Source organism: Desulfosarcina cetonica JCM 12296 (assembly GCF_001311845.1).
Classification (GTDB): Bacteria; Desulfobacterota; Desulfobacteria; order Desulfobacterales; family Desulfosarcinaceae; genus Desulfosarcina; species Desulfosarcina cetonica.
The window spans coordinates 1-25,213 of record NZ_BBCC01000088.1; the positions used below are offsets into that span (position 1 = coordinate 1).

A 25,213-nucleotide genomic window follows, 5' to 3' on the forward strand; every position below is an offset into this window, starting at 1 on the left:
CCCGGCGGCGAAGACGAACAGAGCCGGGCGCGTGGTGGGCGCCTCTACATCGACGACCGCCGTCACCGGCGTGGAGGCGACGCCGTTCGTGTTGGTCGCGATCAGTGAAATCTCCCGGCGCCCCGGAGCAAGACTGAAGCGGCGTCCCACCGTTCCGGGACCGGCGCCAGGGATGTCCGCCGGCCGCCCCTGGATCTCCTTGCCGTCGATGCGGTAGATGAACCGGCTCACACCGCCACCCTGGTCGATGATGCGTGCCTGGAAGACAAACTCGCCGGTGGAATTGCTTTTTACCGGTGAGAGAAGTTCCAGCTTGGGCGGCAGGCCGCCTTTGAGAACCTGCCGCACATCGCCGATCCTATCTGCAGCCGCTTTCAAGGCTACTTCACCGCCGGGACTGAACAGACCGGCGATGAGATCGTGGCGGTAAAACTGTTCGGTCAACTGCTCGGCGGCAACAAATTCTCCGGCCTTGTCCGCGCCCTGGTTGAGGTGGTAGCCGAAGATTTCCGATCCGCCGGGGGAGGCATCGAAGAACCCCTGGGGCGTCCAGGCGATCCAGCGCTTGCCGTCGGGGTGGACGAACAGGGCCAACACCTCGCGACCCTTGTCCACGGTGTACCAGCGCAGAGTGCCATCGCCCAGGGCCGCCACCACGTAGCGGCCGTCGGCGGTGATGTTGACCGCCCAAGCGACCGGAACGGGTACCTGCCAGCGGGGAGGCGTTACCGCATCATTGTAGAAGCGCACATACCAATCACAACCTATGACAAATCCCTGGCCCGAGGGGGCAAAGGCCAAGCTTATGGACCTTTCGTGAGGGCTGAGCTGCAAGGCCTGTCCATGTACTCGCGGGTTTTTTGTAGCTTTCCAATTGGCAGTGGATTCCTTGCCCGTTTTCGGTTCCCGCAGGTCGTTGATATCGGGCGCATCTATACTTAACTGGCCGTTGGCGATATCGAAGCGGGCGGTTTGCCAGGACCATGCGCCTGCCTCGCTCAGTGTCTTGTAGCCAAAAGCTACTGCCGAACCATCGATAGACAGACATAGCTTTTTCCAACTCTCCCGGAAGTCGAGGGTCTCGCCGCGGAGAATGAAGCGTTTACTACCGTCGGCATTGAATACACCAACGGCCGGGTCACAGGCACCGAAGGCTATCCTGCCGTCATCAAAAGCTTGCAGATCCAGGATGGTGTCGGTGGCCGCTTTCCAGCGTTGGGGCGCACCACGGCCCTTCTCAGGCCGTGCCAGGATCGGGCGCCAACCTGATTGATAACTGTAATAACCGGCGGTGTATAGAATACGTCCGTCGCGGGACCAGGCGACACTGTACATATTACCGTTGTCTATCCCTTCAGTGTCTGCGGCAAATTGCCACTTCAGGTCTTTATCTGAAAGCACATCTACGGCCGTGGAGTCTTCGAATACGACAGCTACCCGGCTGCCATCTGGTGAAAACCGGGCTGTATAAGGCTTTTTCCCACCGGGAACGGCCTTTTTTGCGACGATCTGGAATCGGTTGTTATACAATCGTACATTGCCGTCATAGCAGGTGGTAATCAGGCGGCCGGCAGGGTCGAAATCGACGGAATAGCTATTATCCCCATAGTCCTTGTCGGCAGAGATTTGATGCCAGTACTGGGTATCAAACACCCGCACGCCCTTGCTACCCCACAAGGCTGCGGCCAGATGACGGCCATCGGGTGAAAAACAGAGGTCACTCACCACTTCGGGAAGGGCTTCCAATCGTCGCAGAAGTTGGCCATCGCTACGGCTGAAAAGATAAATGGAAATTCTTCGATCCCATTCGTATCCGGTCCAGCCCCCGACGGCCACGGTGGTGCCATCCGGGGAGATGGCCACGGCGTAGATCTTGCCTTCGCTGCCCTCGGCCTGGGGCGGGCGCAGGACTTGCAGCAGCTTGCCTGTCTCCGCATCCCACACCCGAGCGGTCTTGTCATCTGACCCGGTGACGACAAAACGGCCATGGCGATCCACGGAAATCCGTCTGATCGTTGCCGTGTGCATACCGGTTTCGATGCGGGGCAGGGGATGGGTGGGCGGAGCGGCACCGGTTTTCAACGGAGCCGGTTTGACAGGGTTTTGAACGACTACCGGCGGTGCCGTAACGCAGGCACTGATCGTCAGGCACGCCAATACCATCACGGTCATGCGAAAAATCGACGGACGACGGTTCATGGAACGACCTCCATCAGGCGATGGCCAAGTCAAAAGGGAGTTGAGAAGAAAACGTGGAGAATTCAGCCCGCAGACGAGCTGCGCCTGGAACCCGAAAAGAACCTTTTATTTTGATAGGTTATATCCAATGGGGCAGCGATGTCAATGGATGCTGTGTTTGGCGATAAATATAATGTTCGGGAACTCATACGGTAGGATGAAAGAAAGCGGTGGGGAGGCACAACCGGCCTCCCCATGTTGAACAAACATCAAGCCGAATAGGAGAAGGTGAATTCGCCCGATTCGGTCCGTGTCTCCATCTTTTGCAGAAAGACCGACTGAACGGTCTGGACGGCGCTGCGGCTCAGATCGTCGGTCGGGGCGCCGGCCACGTTACCACCAGCGTAGCGGTTCAACAGGGCGTTGACCGAATCGGTCATTTGCCGCCGCCGGTTGCCGAAGCCATCGATCCGCTTGGCCATGTCGTCGGTCAGGTGGTCGATCCGGTTCATCAACTGATGCAGGCGGCCGTGGGCGGAGCGGTAGCGGTGGTTGCGGCCCTCTTGGGCCTGGGTGCTGAGGGATACTTGCTCCGTCTCACCATAGGTCGCCTGCCGTTCGTAGGCGAAGGCCGCATCGATCCCGGAGATGGTGTCCAGCGCCTTGAACAGCTCGCCGTCCTTGGCCATTTCTTGAAGATCCCCGGCAAGAAAGTCCTCGATCATGCCGCCGATGGCCGCCATGGCCTCGCGGATATCCGCCAGTTCCTCTGCATTGAGATCGCCGTCCACCGCGATGGTCATGTCCTGGCTGTCGGAATAGGCCAGGTAGGCCGTCTGGGTCGATGTGCGCTGTCCGTTTTCGACAGCTTGGCGGCTGTAGGTACCGGCTTTTATGGTCAGTGCCGAGGCCAGGTTGATGGTGACCGTATCCCCCTCGGCGGTGGTGATGGTCAGATCGGTGTCAAGGGTCTGGGACAGGGATCCGGCTTTTGTCTGCTCCGCCGTGTCGCTTCTGCTGCTGGCGAAGGGCCCGTTTGGGAACGGGGAAAATGAATTGGGGGTCAAGATCGGGTTCATTCTAAACGCCTCCTTTGTGAATTTTCTGTAACTAAACATATCGTCCATCGCGGAGGCGACTTTAGCGGCGGTTTGAAACGTCCAAACAGCCGCTCAGTGGGCTTCGGCCCAGTTTTGCCCGCAGGCCATGTTGACCTTCAGGGGCACGGCCAGGTCCCAGACCCCTTCCATCTTCCGGCGCACCAGGGCCTGGGCCGCCTCGAGCTCCTCGGGCGGAACCTCGAAGATGATTTCGTCATGCACGGAAAGCAGCATGGCGGTCTGCATGCGATTTTCCCGCAGGGCGCGATTTACATGGATCATGGCCAGCTTGATCAGATCCGCGGCCGTTCCCTGGATCGGGGTGTTGATGGCGGTGCGTTCGGCAAACTGGCGCACGGTACGATTGCTGCTGGTGATGTCGGGCAGCTGCCGGATGCGGCCAAGCAAGGTGCTGGTCTTGTGGGTCTCGTAGGCCGTCTGGATGGTGCGGTCGATAAATGCCTTGACGCCCTGGTAGCGGGTAAAATAGTGATCGATATAGGTTTGCGCCATCTTGTTGCTGATATCCAGTTCCCGGGCCAGACCAAAGGCGCTCATGCCGTAGATGATGCCGAAATTGATTGCCTTGGCCTGGCGGCGCAACTCGTCGGTGACCATCTGGGGGAACACCTGGAATACCTCGGTGGCCGTGCGGGTGTGGATATCCTCGTCCTCCTTGAAGGACTGGATGAGAATCGGATCCTCCGAACAGTGGGCCAGGATGCGCAGTTCGATCTGGGAGTAATCCGCCGAGAGCAGTTGCCAGCCGCTACGCGGAATGAAGGCCTTGCGGATTTCGCGCCCCTCTTCGGTGCGGATGGGGATATTCTGCAGGTTGGGATCGCTGCTGCTCAGCCGGCCGGTGGCCGCCACGGTCTGGTTGAAGGAGGTGTGGATGCGGCCCGTTTTCGGATGGATCAGCTCCAGGAGGCGTCGGCATAGGTCGATTTCAATTTGGCCAGGGTGCGATGGCGCAGGACCAGGGCCGGCAGTTTATGGCTGCGGGCCAGGGTCGTGAGGACTTCCACGTCGGTGGAGTAGCCGGTCTTCTTCTTGGTTTTCTTCTGCACCGGCAGTTTGAGTTTCTCGAAGAGAATGGTACCCAACTGCTGGGAGGAGTTGATATTGAAGGACTCTCCGGCCAGGGCATGGATGTCGCGTTCCAGTTGCTCCAGTTGCCCGGCAAAGGATTTGGACAGCTCGTGCAGCTTGTCCCGGTCCACGCAGATACCCGTCATTTCCATTTCCAGCAGTACCGGCACAAGGGGCATCTCCACCGTGTTCATGAGCTCGGTCAATCCGTCCGTTTCCAATTGCGGGACGAACACTTCATAGGCCGACAGGGTGATGTCGGCATCCTCGCTGGCGTAGGGAACCGCCTTTTCAATGAGGACCTGGTCGAAGGTGACCGCGTTTTTGCCTTTCCCGGCAACCTCTTCGTAGCGGATGTTTTTGTGGCCGAGGTAGTCCAGGGCAATCTGATCCAGGCCATGGGCGCGTTTGCCCGGATTGAGCAGGTACGAGGCGATCATCGTGTCGAATCCCACACCGGCCAGGTCCATGTCGTGGCGGCGTAGTACCATCCAGTCATACTTGATGTTCTGCCCGATTTTTTCGATGGCGGGGTCGGCCAGAATCGGACCCAAGCGTTCCTGAACGACTTTCAGCGGTAATTGTTCAGGCACGCCGAGGTAGTTGTGGCCCACGGGGAGATACCACGCCTCGCCGGGTTTGACCGAAAAGGAGAGCCCCACCAGGCGCGCCAGCATGGGATCCTGGGAGGTGGTCTCGGTGTCCAGGGCGAATCGCCGGGCCTGGGAGAGAAGCCGGAACAGCCGGTCCAGCGCATCCGTGTCCATGATGGCCGTGTAGTGCCGTTCAATGGCGCTGTCCGCCTTGGCATATTCCTGCTGTAGCTGCCGGAATTCCAGTTCGGCAAACAGGTGGGTGAGGGCCTCGTCGTCGGCGTCCTGGGATTCCAGCTGCGCCGGATCGAAGGTGATCGGCGCGTTTTTATCGATGGTGACCAGCTCGCGGCTCAAGAGGGCCTGCTCCTTGAACGTGATCAGGTTCTCGCGCTGTTTTTTGGCCTTGATCGTATCGATGCCATCGTAAACACCCGCCATGCTGCCGAAAGACTGGATCAGCTTGACCGCCGTCTTCTGGCCGATGCCGGGAACCCCGGGCACGTTGTCGGCCGTGTCACCGGAAAACCCCATGACATCGATCATCTGTCCGGGCGTGAGCCCGAACGCGTCGTTGATGGCCACAGTCGATGATTTTGTCCTTCATGGGGTCCCAGATGGTGCAATCCGGCGTGACCAGCTGCATGAAATCCTTATCGCCGGTGACCATCACCACGCGGAACCCATGGGCCTCGGCCTGTTGCGCGAGGGTGCCGATGAGGTCGTCGGCCTCGTATCCGGCCATCTCGAACACCGGGATGTTGAAGGCCTCGGTCACCTTGCGGATCCAGGGCAGTTGCTGGACCAGATCGTCGGGCATGGGCGGCCGGTTGGCCTTGTAATCGGCAAAGCGTTCATGCCGGAAGGTGGGACCCTTGGCATCGAAGAACATGGCCACATGGCTCGGATGGCGGTCGGCCATCAGTTTGATCAGCATGCGCGTGAATCCGAAGGTTGCATTGGTGGGCAGGCCGCTGCTGTTGGCCAATCCCCTGACGGCATGGTAGGCCCGGTAAATATAGGCGCTGCCGTCGATCAGGTAGAGGGTTGGCATTTTATCTGTTGGCCGCTCGTCGGTTGGCGTTGACACGGGTGTGCTCCTGATTTACGTATTAACGTTTCCATGTGATGGACGCATGGTACCGTACCATTTCATCATTAAAACAACAAGACGACCGCCGATTAGGGCTGAACCATGAATGACACTGCTTCCACCCCGACCTCCCGCCGCCGACGGCGGCAAAAAGTTCCGAAAATTTGCCACTGCTGCACGCGAGAGGTCCCCTTCTGCTGGACCTGCCGCCGTTGCGGATTCATGATGTGCCAGGATTGCATGTATGAGAACGTGTGGGGCCTCTCCTGCAACGGAATCACCTGGCAATGCCCGGACTGCGGTGAACTCAACGGGTTTGGGAATCAGTAGATGCCCGCCCGCCATCTGAAGTCCGACATCCTGTTTCTGATTACCGCCATCATCTGGGGCTTTGCCTTTGTCGCCCAGCGAATCGGCATGGACCATGTGGGGCCGTTTACCTTCAACGGGCTTCGTTTTTTTCTGGGCGCCATGGTGCTTCTGCCGTTTATCCTGCACGGTCGCCGGCGGTCTTCCTGCCAGCCGGAAAACACCCCTTCCAATGATTGGCGCAGCCTGGTCGGGTATGGCGGCCTGGCCGGCTTGGCGCTTTTTGGCGGCGCCTCCTTGCAGCAGGTGGGCCTTGTTTACACCACCGCCGGAAAAGCGGGGTTCATCACCGGGTTGTATGTGGTGATCGTTCCCATCATGGGGCTGTTATGGCGCCAGCACACCCATGCCGGCACCTGGCTGGGCGCGCTGATGGCCGCCAGCGGGCTTTATCTGCTCAGCATTAAAGCGGATTTGACGATTTCGTTCGGGGATTTTTTGGTACTGATGGGTGCGCTGTTGTGGGCCGCCCATATTCACCTGATCGGCTGGGTGTCGCCCAGGACCAACGCCCTGCCGCTGGCCTTCGTCCAGTTCTTGGTATGCGCCATGGCCAGCCTGGCGACCGCCTGGGCCGTTGAAAGTGTCGGATGGGCCGATCTGGTTGCGCCGCACCGGCGATCCTGTACGGCGGCATGCTTTCCGTTGGCGTGGCCTACACCCTCCAGGTGGTGGCTCAGCGTGATGCCCACCCGGCCCACGCCGCCATTTTGCTCAGCCTGGAGTCGGTCTTCGCCGCGGTGGGGGGCTGGTTGATCCTGGGCGAAGTGATGTCCGCGCGGGCCATGCTTGGCTGTCTGCTGATGTTTGCCGGGATGCTGGTTTCCCAACTCTACGGACTGGTAGCGGCGGGGCTGACGCGGAGCACGGCCTGACCCCCTGCCGGCCGTGGATTCCGGCGAATGGATGACACCGCGCTTTTCAAACCGCCGCTTCGTGCCAATGACCGATCTTCTGCCCTTTTACGGGTTCGTTCTGTCGCTGTCAACCTACCCCCGCACAGATGGCCGCCGCCGCTGATTCGATAGACAGGGTACCGGTGTTCAGGACCATGTCGTAGTGGTTCGGATCACCGATATCACTGTGGAAATACTTGCGCACGAAGGCCTTGCGGTCGGACTCGGTACGCAGCACCCGGCGTTTGGCGTCGTTTTGGGAAACGCCGTAGGTTTCGGCAACCCGGCTGATGCGACGCTCCAGGGCGCGATGATGCGAACCCGGAAGCGCGACTCCGGGGGCAGGATGAAATTCGCACCGCGTCCCACGATGATGGCCCCTCCATGCCGCCCGATGGTGCCGACGACCTTCATCAGGACGTGCAGGACTTCATCCGGCCAGAGATGACGTTCGCTGATGGCGGCCGATACCCAATCCTCGATCATGGAAACCCCCCGCTCATCCAGGGTACGGATCACCCTTGTCGAGGTGTCTGCGTTTTGGGCCATGGCATTGATGATTTTGTTGTCAAACAGATCCAGCCCGAGCCGGTCGGCAACGGCCTGGGCCACCGGCCGTCCGCCACTGCCGGGTTCCCTGGAGAGGGTGATGACCGGCATGGTTTTGGCTTCGGCCTTTTCTTTCCTGAGAATTTCCCAGCGCCTGACCTGTTCTTCGATGATTTGTTGAATGGCTTTCATGGCGCCTCCTTCCGGTTGTGGGTTGACGCATCCATGCACCGTACCCCCGATGGCTTGGGCGGCTGGAAGCAAGCAACGCGGCACGACATTCATCGCAGAAGCGCATTGATGCGGCGCGGGCATTGATCATAACAGCGGGTCAGCAAGGCGGAGGCGGATCAGCGGTGAAGATGGCACCGGGCAGGCGATTGCCGCTATCGCACCGGGCAAACGAGAATCATTAAATAAAGTCTATTTAACTATCGGGTGCGTGTCAAGCAATCACAGGATTGAAGCCTGGTGATCCGCAAGGACGCGGTCCGGGGTGTATGGCGTACAATAGCGGCGGGCGTTAGCCCAATAGTTTTGTCGTTGTCAGCCTATATGGCGGGAGGGTCAGATTTTGCTGGCTTTAGGAAGACGAAGCGATTGGGTGAGTTCTATAACCAATTCATCCAAATAACCGAAAAAGAAGTGGTCCGCCCCCTGGATGACGGTAAACCGGGCGGAGGGGTTCCATTGGCCGATCAAGGGTTGAATCAGGCTTGGTGGCGCGATTTCATCCTCGCTGCCCGCCACCACGGTGGAGAGGGTCGGCAGGTGAGTCCCCGGCTTGAATTCCATGAAGGCCACGGGCGGGGCGACCATGGTGAGTTGGCTGACGCTGAGGCGGTCCGGGTCCTGCAGGACCGCCGCGTTGACCCAGGCGCCGAACGAGTAGCCGGACAGGTGAATTTCCGCGAAGCCGAGATCGTTCAGGTACGCGACGGCCGCCATCACGTCATCCTGTTCACCGATGCCGTTGGCAAACGTGCCGGTGCTTTTTCCGGTTCCCCGGAAATTGAAGCGCAGGGTCGTGAAATCGCATTTTTCGTAGGCGGTGGTAATGGCTTCCACCACCGGGTTGAACATGTCTCCGCCATAAAGCGGATGCGGATGGGTGATCACCACGGCTTTTGTTTTGCTTTGATTCTGATACAGGCCTTCCAGTGACCCTTGCCCGGATGGAAAAGAGATTTTTTCGCTGCGCATGGCGCCTTATTCCCGTTCAATATCGATGGTAAGGACGTAATTCAACGTGGCGCTTTGATGGCCGGGTTTCATGGTTTGGTGAATTTTCGGGCCAGATCGTTGTCGATGACGTACATGCAGATCGCCCTGGCGCCGTGCTCGGTGTAGCGGTAGCGCTTCATCAGATTGTCGATGACGAACGTGACGTCATCACGGATTTTTTTGTCGTAGGTCTTGAAATCCTCTTCGGTATAATCCTTGATCGCCCGTCTGAAATTCTCATTTTCCAGAAAGGGGTCGAGCACTTTTTCCTTGAGGTTGTATTCATAGCGCTCCTTGAGCGACTGAAACAGACGGGTTTGGTTGGGGGGGGTGCCGGCCACCAGGATTTCCTGGGTGAGGGTGCGGGCGGTATATTCTTTTTGGGTATCCTTGCGAAAATTCAGCCGTCTGGCGTTTTCCACCTTTTCGCCCAGGATGCGGCGCTCGAATCCGTCGAACAGCTCTTCGCTGACGTGGACCCGCTTGCCGGTATACTTGCAGGTCTCGATGGCGCCGGGCTCGAAATTGACCGCAAACATGTAGTGCAGAATCTCGCGTTCGATCTGCTCCTCGTTGTAATAGTAGAGGGACTCCTTGACTTCCTGAAGGGTCGAGAAATCATAGAGCAGCAAAAGCGAGTCGATGAATCCATCGGGGATGGATGCCTTCAAGTCCTTCTGGGCATTGAAGAACTTGCACAACATGGACATGTCGATCAGTTCGCCGGATTTGGCGTAGGTCGTATAAAAGGTATTGAAGATCTTGATCGAGTCGCGGCCGGAGATTCCCTGGCGACCTTCGTTGTCGGATTCCCCGATGATGCGTCGCCGCCGCTTGGCCGTCAAGGCCTTGCGCTCTTCTTCCGAGAGCCATTCGGGAATGTGCCCGGTGTAGATCTCCATCTTCAGAAGCTGAAGATTCTTGTCGCAATAACGGCTGTATTTGGCGGGCTCCTTGATCCAATCCAGCATTGCCTCGGAACGCAGGCTGAGACGCGAGGAGATGATCACGCGGGCGAAGTTGTGCAGCACGCGGGGGAGGAAATTGTCGTCGATGCGAGCGCCGAAGATATTGCGATAAATCTCCACTTCGGTGTTCAGATCCAGGACGTAAGGAATGTTGATATAGACAATGCGGTCTGAAAAGGACTGGAACTCCTTGATGTTTTTCTTGTCTTCGGGATTCATCAGGGCCAGGAAGAGCGAACTTACATTCTCCTCGATATCCTCGACCTTGTGAACCCCCTCGCTGATGATGTTGTGAAGCTCGATCAGGCGATCGATATTATGGGATTTGATGTCCATCAGCGCATAGATGCCGTTGTTGGTTTTGGCATACTGGGAAAAGATGTAGCGCACCTGGTTGCTGTCCGAGAAAAGCCGGTTGATCATGCTTTGGAGGTACTCATTGTGGAGAATGGTCTGCTTGATGGGCCGATCACCGGGTGAGAAGACGCTGATTCCTTTTCCCAGACGGCGGTTGAACGTATAGGGCACGGCATGGATCATTTCGAACACCTTGGCGGCGCTTTTCAGCCGGGAAAAAAGGGCATCATACAGCGACCCGCAGATGGTGCAGGGAACGTCGTGAAAAATCCACTCAAAGGCCTTGTCCGTGAAGAGGGTGTATTTGAACTCATTGTTATCAAAAAGTTCATCCAGAAACTGGCGCCGTTGGGGCTTGGGAATCAACAGGAGGGGATTGTCGTGACAAGGACAGGGCACTTCCACAAAATCCCCGTCATCGTGGACGGCCATGGACCGGATGGTATCGAACTGCCGTTGATCCGGGTTCTGCTGCATGCGGAAGAGACTCTCCAGGATGGAGGCGGTTTCGTTGCCTCCCTCGCCGCGGGTGAGCTGCCGACGGTCCAGGCGCCAGACCGTTTCATAGCGGGTGCCGTCCTCGGTGTTGGCGTACTCTTCGAAACGTTTGAGCAGGTTGTTTAAAAATGTGCTCTTACCGCAGCCATGGGGGCCATCGAAAATATAGATTTTATTCTGCTGGGCACCGCTGCGCAGGGCCTCCACATGGTTGACCAAGCGGTTGGCGAACAGGCGGTCGGCAAAAAACGGATGATCGGCTTCTTCGACCAGCAATTTGCTGCAGTCGTAGCTTACATATTGAATTGTCTCAGGATCATTCGGGTATTCATCCACCCCTTCCCCAATATAGGCCTTGAACAGATCGTGGAACACCTGAAAGACATTCCGGATCGTTCCGGTGGGATTGGCAAGCACTTCTTTGAGGAAGTCCTCGAAGGGAATCGGTTTGCGATGGTTCGACGCATTATCGCCGCTGTCGATTTGCCGCATGGCTTTTTTGATGTTATCCATGTGCCGCCTTATATCATCGAGCCGATTTCAAAACGTCCCCCCGCCTTGATTTTAAGCCCGATTGAACGTTTTGAAATTGGCTCCATCAGAGAATATTTTTGCTGATTTTGCGGTTTTTCATCGTGTAGAGGACTTTCCGCCATTTGATTTCGCGAGGCTTGGGCAGACCGCTTTGGGCTGCCGGCAGTCCGGGAATCGCCGGCGTCTGCCGTGGTTGCGGCGAGCCCATGACCTCCATGGTTTCCAGCTGGACCGGGCCACCCCACAGATATTCGATGCCAAGCATGGTATTGGGGATATATTCCGCGAGTAGCGGCTTGCCCTCGAACTGATGGATCAGGTAAAGGGCGTTTTCCCGGGTTTTCTCAAGATCAACGGTAATACAGGGCGGATGGTAGAGGGAGCTCATGAGCATTTCCCGATAGGCTTGAGCGTTGCGACTCTTGACATAATACTCCCAGACCATCTTCTGCTGATTCAGCCTGCGGCCGGCAACGAAGAGCTTGTTGACATCCACGAAGTCCTGGTCGACAAACTGGTGGATGAAGGTGAAATCCGATAAATTTTCACGCACCTTGAAAATGAAGTCTTTGCCTTGCCCGGTTTTTTGGTCATACGTCTTGCGCTGCCGCGCGTCGTGGGTACGCTGAAAATCCCAAGAAACCTTGCCTTTTTCGGCCATCTCTTCCAGGAAATAGAACAGCCGCATCCCCAGGGCATACGGGTTGAGTCCCACGCGGGGCATGGCCGTAACGCCGGCGTTGACCCGCGCAAAATCGACCTCGTGCCCCTTGATGCGGTCATCGCTCAGGAAGAGGGTCTCATGCCAGTAAGAGGCCCAGCCTTCGTTCATGATTTTGGTGCGGATCTGGGGTTGGAAAAATAGCGCGGTTTTACGGACCACCTGCATCACCATCAGCATCCATTCGTTTTCCTCCCGGCGCAGAACCTTGGAGTTTTCCATGATGAACTGAAGCAGATCCTTGGGCTTTTTACGCTTTTCTTCCTGATGCTTCTTGAAGAGGCTGGCAAATTCCGGATGACGCTGCTCAACGCGGGAGAAGAAGGTTTGCTCGCCCATGGCCGGGTCCGCTTTCAGGTTGGCATTGTAGCGTTCAATCGCTTTAATGTATTTGCTGATATTGACTTTGAGGGTGTCTTGAAGGTAGATATCGAAGTAGTAGTTTACCTTTTCCGAGATGCTGGCGTCGGGCTGGAAAAAATGCCGGACAATAGATTGTGATACCCCACGAGGTTGTCGATCCCCCGGGTGAACTCGATGACATAATCCACCCAACGGCCCCGTTCGGACCGCAGTTTGGCAATGACGCGCTTGTCCGAGAGGGCTTCACCGTTAAAATCGTAATCCCAGGTGTGCCGGAAGAAAAGGTTGTTCTGGAAGAAGTCGATGTGGCCCAGCACGTGGTAAAAGATCATCACGTTGAGCCAGTCCGGATTGTTGTCGTTGTAAAAGGAGATCGCCGGCCGGGTATTGATGACCGTTTCGTAAGGGTTGCCCGGGTAAAGCTCGTACTTGCCCTTCTCCTTGAGCACTTCCACGTCGTGAACCCAGTAGTCGTAAAGGGTTGGCATCATTACCTTGGGAGAAAGCTCGAGCAGGTCCCGGTTGGTGACGATATACTCCAGGCTCTCGTCTTCGAAGCGCAACCCGGCGTCCCGCGCTCTCGACTTGCAGCCTTCCATAATTGCTTTGGTATGCTGATCGATCAGTTCCATGGGTTCGACCGTTTCGGCTGGGGGTCAGGAAATCAGTTTCTTGATCCCTTCGATAAGCCTGGGTTCATCGGAATCTTCGCCGAGCACGTCCAGGCGGATGAGTTTGGGAAATTTTTCGAGCACGCCCGATTTTTTCAGGTAACGTTCCACTTCACTGTTGTTTTTTGAACTGCTGCCGTGTTCGGCGATGGTGATACCGATCCGACTGGCATAGCCGAACATCTCCTTGAGTGCCGGGATGGCCCGCTTGCCCTCGGTATCCCAGTCGTCGCCGTCGGTGCCGTGGAAAACGTAGATGTTGTAGTCCGAGGCCAGGTTTTCTTCCTTGACGATTCGGTTGACCATTTCATAGGCGGAGAAGACCTGGGTCCCGCCGGCCACCTTGGAATTGTAATAGGTAAAAAAATCCTTGACTTCCTTGGCTTCGGTATCGTGCAGAATAAAGCGGGTCTCCACCTGGTTGGCATACTGGTAAAGCAGCCAGCTATAAATCAGGACGTGTTGGGTGACCACCAATTCGGTGACCTTGCCGGCCATGGAGCCCGAATAGTCGCGAACGAAGAAGACCACGGCCTGGGATTCGAAATCCTTTTCCTTGGAGAGGATCCGGTAGACCTTGTCCTTCGGGGAGATGATGAATTGCGAGGGATCGATCTCATTTACATCGGGAATATTTCCCAAGTGGATGTTAGTTTCGACGATTTCCCGCAGGGTGGCCTTTTTGTCGAGAAGCTGGCCAAAGCCGCGGTTGCGGTCGGTCATGTCGTAGGTATACCGGGTCAGGGAACGTTTCTTGCCCTTGTCCTGAAGGTTGGGCAGCTCGAACTGCTCGGTGAGGATTTTGCCCAGGTCGTAGGCCGACGACTCCATCTCATGCTGGCCGCCTTCTCCTTCACCCGGACCGCCGGCGCCGGCCTGATCCGGCTCGCGGACCGGCTGCTCGCCGATGACCTCGCCTTCTTCGCCATCGCCGCTGCCGCCTTGCCCATCGCCCTCTTCCTGCTCGTTGAAGCGGGGGTCGTGGATGAACTTCTCTTCCACGGTGGTGGGAACCACGACGATTTTTCCCTTTCCGGCCTTTCCGGGTTTGATCATTTTGCCCACGCGAATCTTGCGGGGGAACCCGTCCTTTTCGCGCTGGCGATCTCTTTCCAGAAGCTCGTCAATGGACCGGATGTGGCTGACATAGCTGCCCTTGGGCGCGGCCAGGGCTTGCAGGACCATGAGGTCGTGGTAGGCATACAGATCCAGCAGACGAATCTCGCCCGCATCCGTGGTCACGACGGCCAGCTGGCCCTCGTTTGACGGCAGGTCATGGATCAGATCGCCTTCCAGCTCCTGAGAAAACTTCTTTTCCTGCTCCGGTGCCAGGCCGGTTTTTTTAAGCTCATCATATAGCTTTTTCAGTTCTTGGCGCATCGGTTGTCTCACCCGTGGTTGCTGAATAAGGGATGGAACCGGGTTTATTTCTCATCTTCCTGGGTACAGAAATACTCGATGGTCTTCTGAGCGCAGGTGGGGCAGTAGCCGAGTTTGTTGAGCATGGTGTCCACCATGCGATCGTACAGCTTCTGGTTTTCTTCGTTGGTCCGATTGGCCAGGGCGCCGATAAGGCTGCCGGCACCGGCGATATCGGATTTGAGCCGCACATCGGTGACCGCTTTGACCAGTTCGAGGTTGTCCATGAAGTCGTAATCCGGGTCCACGGAGATTTTTTGGCCGTAGATCTTACGAATCGAGGTGCGGAAGGTCTCGCGCTGTTCGGCGGTTTTGAGGCCCAAGCGCTCCTCGACGCTTTTAATGTAGCGTTCGTCGATTTTGAGAGCGCGCAACTCGCCCGTTTGGGGATCCTTGTATTTCCACATCTTGTCCGGCCCCAGGTTTTCCGCGTCGATGCCGATGATCATGTTGACGTAATTCATCACGTCCTTGCGGATGGCCAGGGGCTCATCCATGTAGGCGTTGAACATCTCGGTCATGATTCGCTCGCGGTACAGCCCCTTGGCCGTTTTCAGGTCCTCCATGTATTTGGCCCGGTCGTTGGCATCGGTCACATAGTCGAGGATAATGCGCTCCAGGGCCCGGAAGATATCGTAGGCGAACATGCATCGGCCTTCATTGGTTTCCGATGTTTCCAGGAGCAGTTGGATGGCACGGCCCAGGTTGCGCTGGCCGAGTCCCTTCTGGCCGAAGCGTTTGGTGATGTCCGGGTCCTGATTGAGGGTGTCGATGACCTCGGCCAGGGTCTTGATGCTCTTCTCACCGGCCACCTCGCCGGCGGCCAGCTTCATCGTTTCGATGGGGGTCAGCTTTTCCGATCGGGCCAAGCGGGTCAGCACCGCGGCCACCGAGGCGGCATAATTCAGGTTGGGGTCCTGGTGCAGGTATTCGTGGTTCAAGGTGGTGCGGGTTTCGTTGCCGATGGCGTAGATCGTCAACTCCTTCTGCATCTTGTAATTGGTATTATGGGAGACGTAACAGATACGGCAGCGGTCGACGATGGGTGCTTCCTCCTTTTCCGCCAGGAAGCGATTGAATTCGGAGTTGTTGCTGGTGGCGATGATCAGGGTATCGATGGGCCACTTGTAGCCGTCGATTTCGATATTGCGGTTCTGGATCACACCCAGGTAGACCTGAACAAGATCTTTTTTATTTTTGAAAATTTCGTCGGAAAAGTGAACCCCGCCGCCGGCCACGCGGGCCAGGGCGCCGCGTCGCAGATCAAAACGGTAGGGGTTGTTGGTTTCGGTGATATGCAGGAGCCGTTGGATGGACTCCTCCCCCAACAGATCCACGGCCGAGGAGGTGATCTTGTCCTTGGCCGGGTACTTGCCGGTTACCGTTCCCAGGCTCTCGGTCATGGGAACTGGAAAAATCTGTATGAGATCAAGCATTTGAGAAAGATCGCCGTCGGCGAAGTTGCGGATGTCGTTCCAGATGTAGGCGCTGCAGGCGCCCAGCGGCCGGTAGTCCACCCAGAGCCGTTCAATCTCGTTGTCCGAAAATCCGATCTCCTGGGCCAGAAATTCCCGGTTCTTGTCCGGATCGTCGAAGATGTTCATCCCCAGGATCATGGGATCCTCATAGGTCTGGGATTCAATGGCCGTTATTTTTCCGTACCCACCGATCTTGTCCAGGCCGGTAAAGCGAAAGGAATACTTGCGATTGGGGTCCTTGGATAAAAAATCCCGGTACCGGTTGCAGATAAAATCCACCAGGAAAGTCTTGCCGTTACCCGGCTCTCCCACCAGCACGAAGGCCATCTCTTTGGAGGACCCATTTTCCGCCGCATCTTTCACGTAGGAAACAAAGCTGTTGATTTCATCGTACATGCCGATGATGTGCTTTTTGCCTTGTCTGAAGATGCTGAAGTCGTATGTGGTTTTCCCGTTGACAACCACCTTTTCGATGTCGCTTTCGAGAATCATGCGGGCTACACCCTGAAAGGCGTTTTCGAAACAGCGTTTTCCTTCCTTGACGTCGCTCAAGTGCTGGTGCAGCACCGATGTACTCTTTTTTACCATAATGTCCCCCTAATGTTTAAATGACCGGTGCAGGAGATGGTGGATTGGGTTAATGACACCGCCTGTCGCATGTTATCTACAGGGGCGTTGCAACAAGACGTTGTCGTTTAATCTCTGGGCCTGCCGCCGTATAAGCGATGATGAGTGGAGCGGAATTGACGGCAAACAAAACAGCATGACCCGGAGCCGGGATTTCAGTCAGATGGAATGACGCATCAGTGGCAAAATTCCGAATTTGCCGCACAAGTCTGAATCGTTTGAGATGTACCATGGATCAAGTATGAGAACTCAATCACTACAAAAAGAGTATAGCATCAGATCGCCAAACTTCAACATGAAAAAAACAGCCGGGGAATAACCGGGCCGCCATCGGCAAGGCGACAGCCAATTGAAAAAGGTGACTTCTTCCGTTAACCGCTCTATGATAATGCTTGATTCCAGGGGAGGCCTTTTTTATTATGAAGCGGTTTTGCCAAACCGTCACCGGCGGGGTCATCCGGGTTGGAGTGCATCATGCTCAGAGAGCTGTTGATCAAAAATTTCGCCATTATCGACGACTTGAACATCCAGTTTGAGGATGGGTTGACCATTTTGAGCGGGGAGACCGGTGCCGGTAAATCGATTATCATCAATGCGGTGAATCTGTTACTCGGTGCCCGTGCCAGTGCCCGGATGATCCGGGATGGTTGCGCATCTGCCGAGCTGTCCGCCTTTTTCGATATTCCGGCGGCCTCCAGTGCTGCGGCGATCATGGCGGAAAATGGTTACGATCCCACGGATGGGCTCCTGGTACGGCGTATTATCGCCGCCAATGACCGCCATCGGATCTACATCAACGACCGCATGGCGACCATCCAGATCCTTTCCGCCGTCACGGCCGACCTGGCCAGTATTTCCGGTCAGCATGCCAACCAGGGGTTGCTCCGCGAGGAGACCCATTTGACGATATTGGACCGTTTTGGCGGTCTGCTGCCCCTGGTCGCTGAAATGGAAGACGGTTATGGCCGGTTGGTTCCGCTGGTCCAGGCCCTGGATGCGCTGAAACGGAAAAAAGCCAACCGGGAACAAGACTTGGCGTTGCTGCGCTTCCAGGCGGCAGAGATTGCCGATGCCGATATCGCTCCGGACGAGGATGCGTTGCTGGAGAAAGAGCGCCTGCGGCTTAAACATGCAGCGTCGCTGTATCAGGCGGTGTCGACCGCCATCGACGTCCTGCATGGGGCTGACGGGGCGATCCTCGAGCAGTTGGGCGAGGTGCGTAAACGTCTTGAGAAAGCCCTTGAAATAGACGACGGGTTGGGCCAGGCGGTGGCAGCCTTATCCGATCATCTTTTCGGACTTGAAGATGTCACCGATGCCTTGCGCGGCTATCTGGGGCAGGTGGATACCGATGCCGGGCGGCTGGACGCCGTGGAGGCCCGGCTGGACCAGATCAACCGGTTAAAACGAAAATATGGGGGCTCGCTGGAGGCCCTTTTTCAGCGCCGAGACGCCATCGATGCGGAGCTGGCGGCCATCGATCATGTCGACGACGACATCGCCGCGACGGAAAACCAGCTTCAAGACCAATATCACCAGTTGGCCGACCTGGCGCGGCGCCTTTCCACGGAGCGCCGGCGCGTGGCGGCGGCACTCGCCAAGGCCGTCGAGAAAGAACTGGGCGGTTTGAAAATGGCGGGCACCCGCTTCAGCATCGAATTCAATCATCCGACTTGCGGTCCGCAAACGGCATCCTGGTTGCGGGTGGACGGCCATCTGCTCTCGGCGACAGGCATTGACCAGGCCGTTTTCATGATGGCTCCCAACGTTGGCGAATCGCTGAAGCCCCTTGCGGCCATCGCCTCCGGCGGTGAGCTGTCCCGGGTCGTCCTGGCCCTGAAAGCCATTTTGGCCGAAACCGATGCCCTGGGGACGGTGATTTTCGACGAAGTCGATGCGGGGATCGGTGGGGCGACCGCCGACGTGGTGGGCAAAAAGCTGAAAATCCTTTCGCAACGCCATCAACTCATCTGTATCACCCATTTGCCCCAGATCGCCCGATATGGCAATCAGCACTATCACATCCACAAAGCGGTCAAAGATGGACGCACCACCACCACCATCAAACCCATGGATTTAGAGGCGCGGGTTCGGGAAATTGCCCGCATGCTGGGTGGCGAAACGGTTACCGCCACCGCCATGAAGCATGCCCGTTCCTTGGTGGATGCTCCATGAGGGCTCGCGTTGACGCTTGACAGACGACAGACAATGACAAAATTCTATAATTTCCACCGAAGGAGTGAATAATGCCCATCTTTGAGTTCAAGTGCATGGACTGTGAGGAATTTATCGAGGTCTTGGTGATGAACAAACAAGACGAAGTGGAACTGGTTTGTTCCAAATGCGGATCCGGAAACCTCGATCGGGTCCTCTCGACGACCAATCACACGGTTTCCGGGGGCGCTTCCGGCCCGGCCACGGGAACCGGCGCCAGCTCCCAGACACGGACCTGCAGTTCGGGGTCGTGCACCACCTATACCATTCCCGGCCCGGCTTGATGCGCGTCTCGGCGAAACGACTGGACCGATCTGCCCCCCTTTCATAGGATCTACCACACCATGCCGAACACGCTGCACCGCCAGGAAAAGGAACAATTCAGCAAACTGTTCAAGCAAGACCAGGTAACCGACTTCGAAGACCGCTTTGCGGTCATGGAGGTCTTTATGCAGGCCGATGGGCATGTGACATCGGCACAGATGGTCGAACGGCTCGCAGCACGGGGCTTCAAACGGGAACCGGAATTTGTCCGTGACACACTGAAATTGATGTGTCAGTATGGGTTCGCCAACAAGCATCGGTTCGACAATGGCGAAATCCTGTACGAACATCTGCACCTGGGGCAACACCACGACCACATGGTGTGTACCAAATGCCGCAAGATCGTCGAATTTGAAGATCCCCAACTTGAGGCGCTGCAGATCCAGGCTGCCGAGCGGTACGGTTTCCATTTGTTGCAGCACAAGATGGAGATGTATGGGATTTGCGCCCAGTGTATGGCGCAGCGGCGTGAACTGATTCCGCTTTCCGACGCGCCCAAGGGGGAACGGCTGGTCGTTGTCCGCTTGGATGGCGGGCCCATGGCAAGGGCACGCTTGATGGCCATGGGGCTTCGCATCGGCGATGAGCTGGACGTGCTGACCAACTCAGGTCAGGGGCAGTTGGTGATCGGGGTGGACTATAAACGCCTTGTTATCGGGCGGGGGCTTGCCCAGAAACTGATGGTGCAGGTCAAATCCAAGCCGACCTGAGGATTCCATGGGCCTGGGCTGCCGGGGAGCGATCCGCCGGCAAGCATCCACGTCCAAAACGATTTTTTCGCCACAAGCAGAACGTGTGATGAAATATTTTTTTTTCAGCATATTAGCAATCATTCTAACCCTAAGCGTGGCCGGCCCCGTGTTGGCGGAACGGATGAGTGTTAACTCCGCGACAGCCAATGTTCGTTCCGGGCCGGATACGAGTAATCCCGTCATCTGGCAGGTGGAGAAATATCATCCCCTGAATATCCTTCAAAAAAAAGGCGACTGGTGTCTTTTCGAGGATTTTGAAGGCGATCGCGGGTGGATTTATAAACCGCTTCTGACCCATACAAAAACAGTGATCGTTAAAAACGATAAATGCAATGTCCGCTCGGGGCCGGGAACGGATCACGAAATCCGTTTTACGGTCGATAAGGGGGTGCCGTTCAAAGTCTTGGGCAGCAAGGAGGATTGGTACCACGTGGTCCATGCCGACGGCGATGAAGGCTGGATTTCCCGGTCACTGGTTTGGTAGGGAGCGCGGTAAGTGAGGCCTTGATTTGAAATTGCATTCTGGAAAGACCCGTATTGTCGGACTGGGTTCGGCTTTGGTGGATGTTTTGGTGCATGAAAGTGACGCCTTTGTCCGGCGCATTGGCGTGGAGAAGGGCGGTATGACGCTGGTGGATCTATCCACCCTGGAAAACGTGATGGCTCAGGTTTCCAACACACCCAGTGTGGTGCCTGGCGGATCGGCATGCAATACTGCCGTTGGCGTCGGTCGTCTCGGGGGGCAGGCCCGTTTCGTGGGGAAGCGGGGCAGTGACGATACCGGTGCCTTTTTTCAAGGGGCTTTGGAGGATCGGGGGGTTGATCCCCTGTTGATGACCTCTGATCTGTCGACCGGTCGTGTGCTGTCCATCATTACGCCCGATGCGCAGCGTACCATGCTGACCTATCTGGGCGCTTCGGCCGATCTCCAACCCGATGAGATCGCACTGGATTGTTTCGTGGATAGTGCGCTGGTGCATATGGAAGGGTATCTGCTTTTCAACCCTGATTTAATGGCCGCTTCGTTAAAGGCGGCAAAGGCCGCCGGTGCCTGATTTCACTTGATCTGGCCAGTTTTACCGTGGTTGAGCAATCCAAGGCCATTCTCGATGAGATTATTCGCGATTATGTCGATGTTCTCATCGCCAACGAGGATGAGGCCCTGGCATATACCGGCATCCGCGAGGAGGGTGAAGCCCTGGCCCAACTGGCCCGACACGTGGACGTCGCGGTGCTTAAAGTCGGTGCCCGGGGAAGCTACATCCGCCATGACGGTCAGGTGTACCGTATTCCGGCCCAGGGCACGGGGGTCGCAATCGACACCACCGGTGCCGGCGATCTCTGGGCATCCGGGTTTCTTTATGGGCTGGTAAACGGTTTTCACCACGAGCAAAGTGGCAGGCTTGCCTCGGCGTGTGGGTTTGAGGTGTGTCAGGTGGTCGGCGCCGATATCCCCGCCGATGCATGGGCACGAATTCGAAAACAGCTGGAGGAATAATGGCCAAAGCCAAAGGGTCGCTGACGCGTAAACAACTGCTCAAGGAGCCTGATCAGTTCATTACTTTTTCGGGCCGCTTGATCACTTTTGGTCGAACCCATACCCGGGGGCTTCTGATTGCTGCCGGGGTGCTGATGGCAGTGGTCTTGATCGGCGTTATCGTGCGGCAGGTTCTCGATCGGAATGAGCGGGTTGCCTCTGAATTGACCGGAAAGGCCATGGCGACATATTCGGCGGCCCTTCAGGATACGGACCCCAAAACGGCCTTTGAGCGGGTTAAAACGGATTTTGCCACACTCTTCGACCAATATGGGTCGACGCGTGCAGCCAAGATCGCCCGGATTGAATATGGTGATATCAGCTACCGTGCGGGTGATGTCGATGCGGCGATCGCCATGTACACCCAAGCGATGGACGACTTCGGTGAGTCGTCGGCGCTGCGCAATATCATCTTGAGTGGATTGGGGTACGCCTATACCCTGAAGCGTGCATACGCGGAGGCGATCCGCTATTTTGAAATGATTTCTTCCGGATCTGACGCCACCCTCAAGGGCGATGCGATTTTTAACATGGCCTGTCTCTATGCGTTGACCGGTGAGAAGGAGAAAAGTCTTGCCATGTACAAGCGGCTTTTGGCCGATTTCCCCGGATCCATTTACGAGCCCCTGGCAAAGGAACATATTGCCGGGTGAGACGTCCCGTCCAGTCCCACAAGGCTACCGCCTCGGGCTTCCTGCTCAATAAAATTATCCGGCATCGCCGTTTGTTATGGTGATGCCGGTTTGCCTCAAAATGATTCCCGAATCACGATTTGATGGATTCGTCAAAAGCCCGAGATCAAGGCTTGCGAATCCTTAAGGAATGAGGCGTACTTTTGCGTACGCCGCAGTGACGAGGGATACGCGTAACGCCGATATCGGGCTTTTGACGAATCCATCACGATTTCTCTTTTCCAAACAGTTGATACTTCTTTATCTTCTGATTCAGGCCACTTTTACCGATGCCCAGCAACTCCGCCGCATGCGCCTGGACGTAATTGGCCTTTTTCAATGCCCGGACAATCATGTTTTTTTCAACCAGGGCCAGGGTGTCATATAGATTGGCATCCACGGGAATCCCGTCCATGTGCAGCGTGCTGTGGGCATTGTCGATGAAATCCTTCGGCAGGTCCGATACTTGAATGATGGACTCGGGTGACATGACCACCGCCCGTTCGATGACATTTTCCAATTCGCGGACGTTGCCGGGCCAGTCATATTCATAAAACAGCCGCTCAACCTCACGATCCATACCGGTAACCGGTGGTCCGCTATTGCGTTCATCGCTGTATTTGGCAATAAAGTGCTGCACCAGGGTCCGAATGTCCTCCAACCGTTCACGCAGGGGCGGCAGGGTAATCGGGACCACGTTGAGGCGATAAAACAGATCTTCACGGAAATTTCGGCGGCGACTTCCGATTTGAGGGATTTGTTGGTTGCCGCGATTAAGCGGATATTGACGGCAATGGGTTTGATCCCGCCGACCCGTTCGATCACGCGTTGTTGCAAGACGCGCAGCAGCTTGACTTGCAGTCCCGCCGACAGTTCCCCGATTTCATCCAGGAACAGGTCCCTCCGTCGGCCATCTCGAACCGTCCTTTCTTCATGGAGATCGCACCGGTGAAGGCACCTTTTTCATGGCCAAAGAGTTCGCTTTCCAGCAGGGTCTCGGCCAGTGCGGAACAGTTCACGGCAACAAAGGGTTTATCCTTCCTGGGACTGTTGAAATGCAGGGCGCTGGCGACCAGCTCTTTTCCGGTACCGCTGGCACCTTCGATCAGAACCGTTGCCGATGCCGGCGCAACCTTGCGGATCACCGCAAAGACATCTTGCATGACCTTGCTTTTACCGATGAGATTGTGGAAACTAAAACGATTTACCACCGCGCTGCGCAGCTGACGGTTTTCCTTGACCACCTGGTACATGGAGGCGGCCTTTCTGACATGCAGAACCAGTTGCTCGTTGTCGAAAGGCTTCAGAATGTAGTTATAGGCCCCTTTTTGCATGGCTTCGACCGCTTTTTCCACCGTGCCGTGGGCCGTCATCATCACGACCGGAAGGTCGGCGTCCATTTTTTTAATGCGTTCGAGCAATTCGATGCCGTCCATTCCGGGCATTTTCATGTCGGTTAAGGCCAAATCGACATCGGATTGGGAAAGAATCTCCAATGCTTCCGCACCGCTGTTGGCCGTCAGGGTTTCAAATCCCGCATCCTCGAGAACGGCTGCCAGGATCAGGGTATAATTTTTCTCATCATCCACAATCAGGATGGTTTCCATCACGCATTCTCCTGGTCCAAAGGAAACTTAACCGTGACCCGGGCGCCTTATCACGACGGTTATCAATGCGAATCATGCCGTTATGGGCTTCAATGATATTTCGAACAATGCCCAACCCCAGGCCGGTGCCTTTTTCTTTGGTTGTAAAAAAGGGATCCCATATTTTCTCCTTTAGCGCGCCGGAGACCCCCTCACCCTCGTCTTCGACATATAGCCATAGCGCGCCTTCGCCAGCATGGATGGTGATCATGATGACGCCGCCATCGGGCATGGCCTGCATGGCATTGATCAACAGGTTGAGAAATGCCTGGTATAGCATGTCGTTGTCGGCTTGGATAAATGGAACCTTTTCGTCGAACAAGGTTTTTATTTTATAATTCTTTTCCTTTATCTGTTGATCGAGGAAATGAATGTTTTTCTTAACGACTTCATCGATCCGACAGGCATTTAGGTTGGGCGTTTTTGGCCGTGCGTAGTTCAGAAAATCGGAAATGATATTGTTCAGCCGTCGCGCCTCGGTGACAATAATATCGGCAATCCCGTTCAATGCATCCCGGGGATCCATTTTCTTCTTTAATAATTCGGCCGAACTGCTGATGATGCCCAGCGGGTTTCGAATCTCGTGGGAGACGCCGGCAACCATTTCGCCAATGGTGGACAGATGCTTGGCCTTGGCCAGTTGATCCTTCAGCCGGATTCGCTCCAAGGCCCGTTTTTCGATGATCCCTTCACCGCGCTTGACCACGGATATCAACGTCACGAGCAGGATTCCCATCACGATACTGATGGTACAGATCACGAGAACCTGGAACTTGAAAATTTGCTGATAGTCACTGGAGAGGTCCTGCCTGATTTCGATGACCCCAAGGATGGGGCCAGATATTGGCGACAGGGGCCTTTCAGCCCTCAATGGGGCAAAGGTAACGATTTTGATCTCTTTTGGAATCCCCAACAGAATTTCCCCGAAAGTGCCGCTTTGAACCAATTTTGAGGTCGACTTTCCCTCCAGGGCGGCTTTGAAGGATGTTCCGCCCAGGTTGTCTCTGCCCACCAGGTCCTTTGAAAAGCTATAGGCGATAATATTATCCTTGCTGTAGATATTGACCATCTCAACCTTAAAGCTGTGGAGGGTGCTGCGGATAACGTTGTCCATCCGTTCGAACTGCTCTTTATTGCGCAGTTCGATTTTTCCATACTTTAGTCCCACAGGCAGAATAAACTGCAGGAATACTTGATGATTCAGATTCTCGATCAGCAACAGCGCATAATCTTCACTCTTTTGATACTGCATGGAACGAACCCAGTGGGTGTTAAGCACGGAGAGAATAATCGTACCAATAAAAATAACGATCAGGCTGGTAAAGGTAAAATACTTCAG

20 protein-coding genes and 3 pseudogenes are annotated in these 25,213 nt (G+C 56.0%); 9 read left to right on the top strand and 14 right to left on the bottom strand.

What is annotated here, in order from left to right; translation table 11 throughout:
• The 4 genes and pseudogenes from JCM12296_RS18835 to JCM12296_RS49290 form a co-directional block, all read right to left on the bottom strand.
• Positions 1–2,199, bottom strand: a 2,199-nt coding sequence (locus JCM12296_RS18835; protein WP_054696518.1) for a WD40 repeat domain-containing protein, incomplete at its 3' end; no start/stop codon positions are given.
• Positions 2,200–2,447: 248 nt separating this feature from the next.
• On the bottom strand, positions 2,448–3,257 hold the full coding sequence (locus JCM12296_RS18840) for a hypothetical protein (RefSeq protein WP_054696521.1): 810 nt from the start codon (positions 3,255–3,257) through the stop codon (positions 2,448–2,450).
• 93 nt (positions 3,258–3,350) lie between these two features.
• A pseudogene (gene polA / locus JCM12296_RS50640) lies at positions 3,351–5,509 on the bottom strand (DNA polymerase I).
• On the bottom strand, positions 5,481–6,053 hold the full coding sequence (locus JCM12296_RS49290; RefSeq protein ID WP_306304087.1) for a 5'-3' exonuclease: 573 nt from the start codon (positions 6,051–6,053) through the stop codon (positions 5,481–5,483). The pseudogene polA and the gene JCM12296_RS49290 overlap by 29 nt, the downstream one beginning before the upstream one ends.
• A gap of 333 nt (positions 6,054–6,386) precedes the next feature.
• Between JCM12296_RS49290 and JCM12296_RS18850 the strand changes: the two genes are divergently transcribed.
• On the top strand, positions 6,387–7,181 hold the full coding sequence (locus tag JCM12296_RS18850) for a DMT family transporter (RefSeq protein WP_246804557.1): 795 nt from the start codon (positions 6,387–6,389) through the stop codon (positions 7,179–7,181).
• Positions 7,097–7,300 carry an EamA family transporter gene (locus JCM12296_RS44940; RefSeq protein WP_246804558.1) on the top strand — a complete coding sequence of 68 codons (204 nt, stop codon included), beginning with the start codon at positions 7,097–7,099 and terminating at the stop codon, positions 7,298–7,300. Before JCM12296_RS18850 ends, JCM12296_RS44940 begins: the two co-directional genes overlap by 85 nt.
• A 109-nt stretch (positions 7,301–7,409) precedes the next feature.
• Here the strand turns inward: JCM12296_RS44940 and JCM12296_RS18855 are convergent.
• The 7 genes and pseudogenes from JCM12296_RS18855 to JCM12296_RS18880 all read right to left on the bottom strand — a co-directional run bounded on the left by JCM12296_RS18855 (position 7,410) and on the right by JCM12296_RS18880 (position 16,691).
• A pseudogene (locus tag JCM12296_RS18855) lies at positions 7,410–8,185 on the bottom strand (cytidylate kinase-like family protein).
• Positions 8,186–8,437: 252 nt separating this feature from the next.
• A complete protein-coding gene (locus JCM12296_RS18860) occupies positions 8,438–9,073 on the bottom strand; it encodes an alpha/beta hydrolase (protein WP_054696527.1) in 636 nt (211 codons plus the stop codon).
• Between the two features lie 68 nt (positions 9,074–9,141).
• Entirely contained in the window at positions 9,142–11,430 is a 2,289-nt protein-coding gene (locus tag JCM12296_RS18865) for a serine protein kinase PrkA (RefSeq protein WP_054696530.1), read from the bottom strand.
• A gap of 85 nt (positions 11,431–11,515) precedes the next feature.
• Positions 11,516–12,511, bottom strand: a complete 996-nt coding sequence (locus JCM12296_RS47755) for a SpoVR family protein (protein WP_281492069.1) — start codon at positions 12,509–12,511, stop codon at positions 11,516–11,518.
• Positions 12,512–12,615: 104 nt separating this feature from the next.
• Positions 12,616–13,167 (bottom strand): SpoVR family protein, encoded by a 552-nt coding sequence (locus JCM12296_RS47760; protein WP_281492070.1) that lies wholly within the window; start codon positions 13,165–13,167, stop codon positions 12,616–12,618.
• Between the two features lie 24 nt (positions 13,168–13,191).
• Complete coding sequence (locus JCM12296_RS18875; RefSeq protein ID WP_054696535.1) at positions 13,192–14,586, bottom strand: DUF444 family protein; 1,395 nt, start codon at positions 14,584–14,586, stop codon at positions 13,192–13,194.
• Between the two features lie 44 nt (positions 14,587–14,630).
• A complete protein-coding gene (locus JCM12296_RS18880) occupies positions 14,631–16,691 on the bottom strand; it encodes a serine protein kinase (RefSeq protein WP_054696538.1) in 2,061 nt (686 codons plus the stop codon).
• A 513-nt stretch (positions 16,692–17,204) separates the two neighbouring features.
• On the opposite strand from JCM12296_RS18880, the gene recN reads away from it, so the two are divergent.
• The 7 genes from recN to JCM12296_RS18910 all read left to right on the top strand — a co-directional run bounded on the left by recN (position 17,205) and on the right by JCM12296_RS18910 (position 22,210).
• Complete coding sequence (recN, locus tag JCM12296_RS18885; RefSeq protein ID WP_054696541.1) at positions 17,205–18,905, top strand: DNA repair protein RecN; 1,701 nt, start codon at positions 17,205–17,207, stop codon at positions 18,903–18,905.
• 71 nt (positions 18,906–18,976) lie between these two features.
• A complete protein-coding gene (locus JCM12296_RS18890) occupies positions 18,977–19,228 on the top strand; it encodes an FmdB family zinc ribbon protein (protein ID WP_054696544.1) in 252 nt (83 codons plus the stop codon).
• 60 nt (positions 19,229–19,288) lie between these two features.
• Entirely contained in the window at positions 19,289–19,978 is a 690-nt protein-coding gene (locus JCM12296_RS18895) for a transcriptional repressor (RefSeq protein WP_054696547.1), read from the top strand.
• A gap of 163 nt (positions 19,979–20,141) precedes the next feature.
• Entirely contained in the window at positions 20,142–20,504 is a 363-nt protein-coding gene (locus tag JCM12296_RS18900) for an SH3 domain-containing protein (protein WP_246804560.1), read from the top strand.
• Positions 20,505–20,529: 25 nt separating this feature from the next.
• The gene (locus JCM12296_RS49295; RefSeq protein WP_306304088.1) at positions 20,530–21,075 is read left to right on the top strand and encodes a PfkB family carbohydrate kinase; all 546 of its coding nucleotides are present in this window, start codon (positions 20,530–20,532) and stop codon (positions 21,073–21,075) included.
• Between the two features lie 26 nt (positions 21,076–21,101).
• On the top strand, positions 21,102–21,518 hold the full coding sequence (locus JCM12296_RS49300) for a PfkB family carbohydrate kinase (RefSeq protein ID WP_306304089.1): 417 nt from the start codon (positions 21,102–21,104) through the stop codon (positions 21,516–21,518).
• The gene (locus JCM12296_RS18910; protein WP_054696550.1) at positions 21,518–22,210 is read left to right on the top strand and encodes a tetratricopeptide repeat protein; all 693 of its coding nucleotides are present in this window, start codon (positions 21,518–21,520) and stop codon (positions 22,208–22,210) included. Before JCM12296_RS49300 ends, JCM12296_RS18910 begins: the two co-directional genes overlap by 1 nt.
• Positions 22,211–22,454: 244 nt before the next feature.
• Here the strand turns inward: JCM12296_RS18910 and JCM12296_RS49305 are convergent, their stop codons facing one another.
• The 3 genes and pseudogenes from JCM12296_RS49305 to JCM12296_RS18920 all read right to left on the bottom strand — a co-directional run.
• Positions 22,455–22,925 carry an AAA-type ATPase lid domain-containing protein gene (locus JCM12296_RS49305; RefSeq protein WP_306304090.1) on the bottom strand — a complete coding sequence of 157 codons (471 nt, stop codon included), beginning with the start codon at positions 22,923–22,925 and terminating at the stop codon, positions 22,455–22,457.
• Positions 22,926–23,020: 95 nt separating this feature from the next.
• Positions 23,021–23,835: pseudogene (locus JCM12296_RS49315) on the bottom strand (sigma-54-dependent transcriptional regulator); the annotation flags it as partial.
• Positions 23,810–25,213: sensor histidine kinase (locus JCM12296_RS18920; protein ID WP_083456294.1), on the bottom strand; the 1,404-nt coding region annotated here is incomplete at its 5' end. The gene JCM12296_RS18920 and the pseudogene JCM12296_RS49315, both read right to left, overlap by 26 nt.

Bases quoted from the DNA above. Each gene is read 5' to 3' on its own strand.
- JCM12296_RS18840 (WP_054696521.1), bottom strand. From the start codon at position 3,257: ATGAACCCGATCTTGACCCCCAATTCATTTTCCCCGTTCCCAAACGGG.
- JCM12296_RS18850 (WP_246804557.1), top strand. From the start codon at position 6,387: ATGCCCGCCCGCCATCTGAAGTCCGACATCCTGTTTCTGATTACCGCC.
- JCM12296_RS18860 (WP_054696527.1), bottom strand. From the start codon at position 9,073: ATGCGCAGCGAAAAAATCTCTTTTCCATCCGGGCAAGGGTCACTGGAA.
- JCM12296_RS18865 (WP_054696530.1), bottom strand. From the start codon at position 11,430: ATGGATAACATCAAAAAAGCCATGCGGCAAATCGACAGCGGCGATAAT.
- JCM12296_RS47755 (WP_281492069.1), bottom strand. From the start codon at position 12,511: ATGGGCGAGCAAACCTTCTTCTCCCGCGTTGAGCAGCGTCATCCGGAA.
- JCM12296_RS47760 (WP_281492070.1), bottom strand. From the start codon at position 13,167: ATGGAACTGATCGATCAGCATACCAAAGCAATTATGGAAGGCTGCAAG.
- JCM12296_RS18875 (WP_054696535.1), bottom strand. From the start codon at position 14,586: ATGCGCCAAGAACTGAAAAAGCTATATGATGAGCTTAAAAAAACCGGC.
- JCM12296_RS18880 (WP_054696538.1), bottom strand. From the start codon at position 16,691: ATGGTAAAAAAGAGTACATCGGTGCTGCACCAGCACTTGAGCGACGTC.
- recN (WP_054696541.1), top strand. From the start codon at position 17,205: ATGCTCAGAGAGCTGTTGATCAAAAATTTCGCCATTATCGACGACTTG.
- JCM12296_RS18890 (WP_054696544.1), top strand. From the start codon at position 18,977: ATGCCCATCTTTGAGTTCAAGTGCATGGACTGTGAGGAATTTATCGAG.
- JCM12296_RS18895 (WP_054696547.1), top strand. From the start codon at position 19,289: ATGCCGAACACGCTGCACCGCCAGGAAAAGGAACAATTCAGCAAACTG.
- JCM12296_RS18900 (WP_246804560.1), top strand. From the start codon at position 20,142: ATGAGTGTTAACTCCGCGACAGCCAATGTTCGTTCCGGGCCGGATACG.
- JCM12296_RS18910 (WP_054696550.1), top strand. From the start codon at position 21,518: ATGGCCAAAGCCAAAGGGTCGCTGACGCGTAAACAACTGCTCAAGGAG.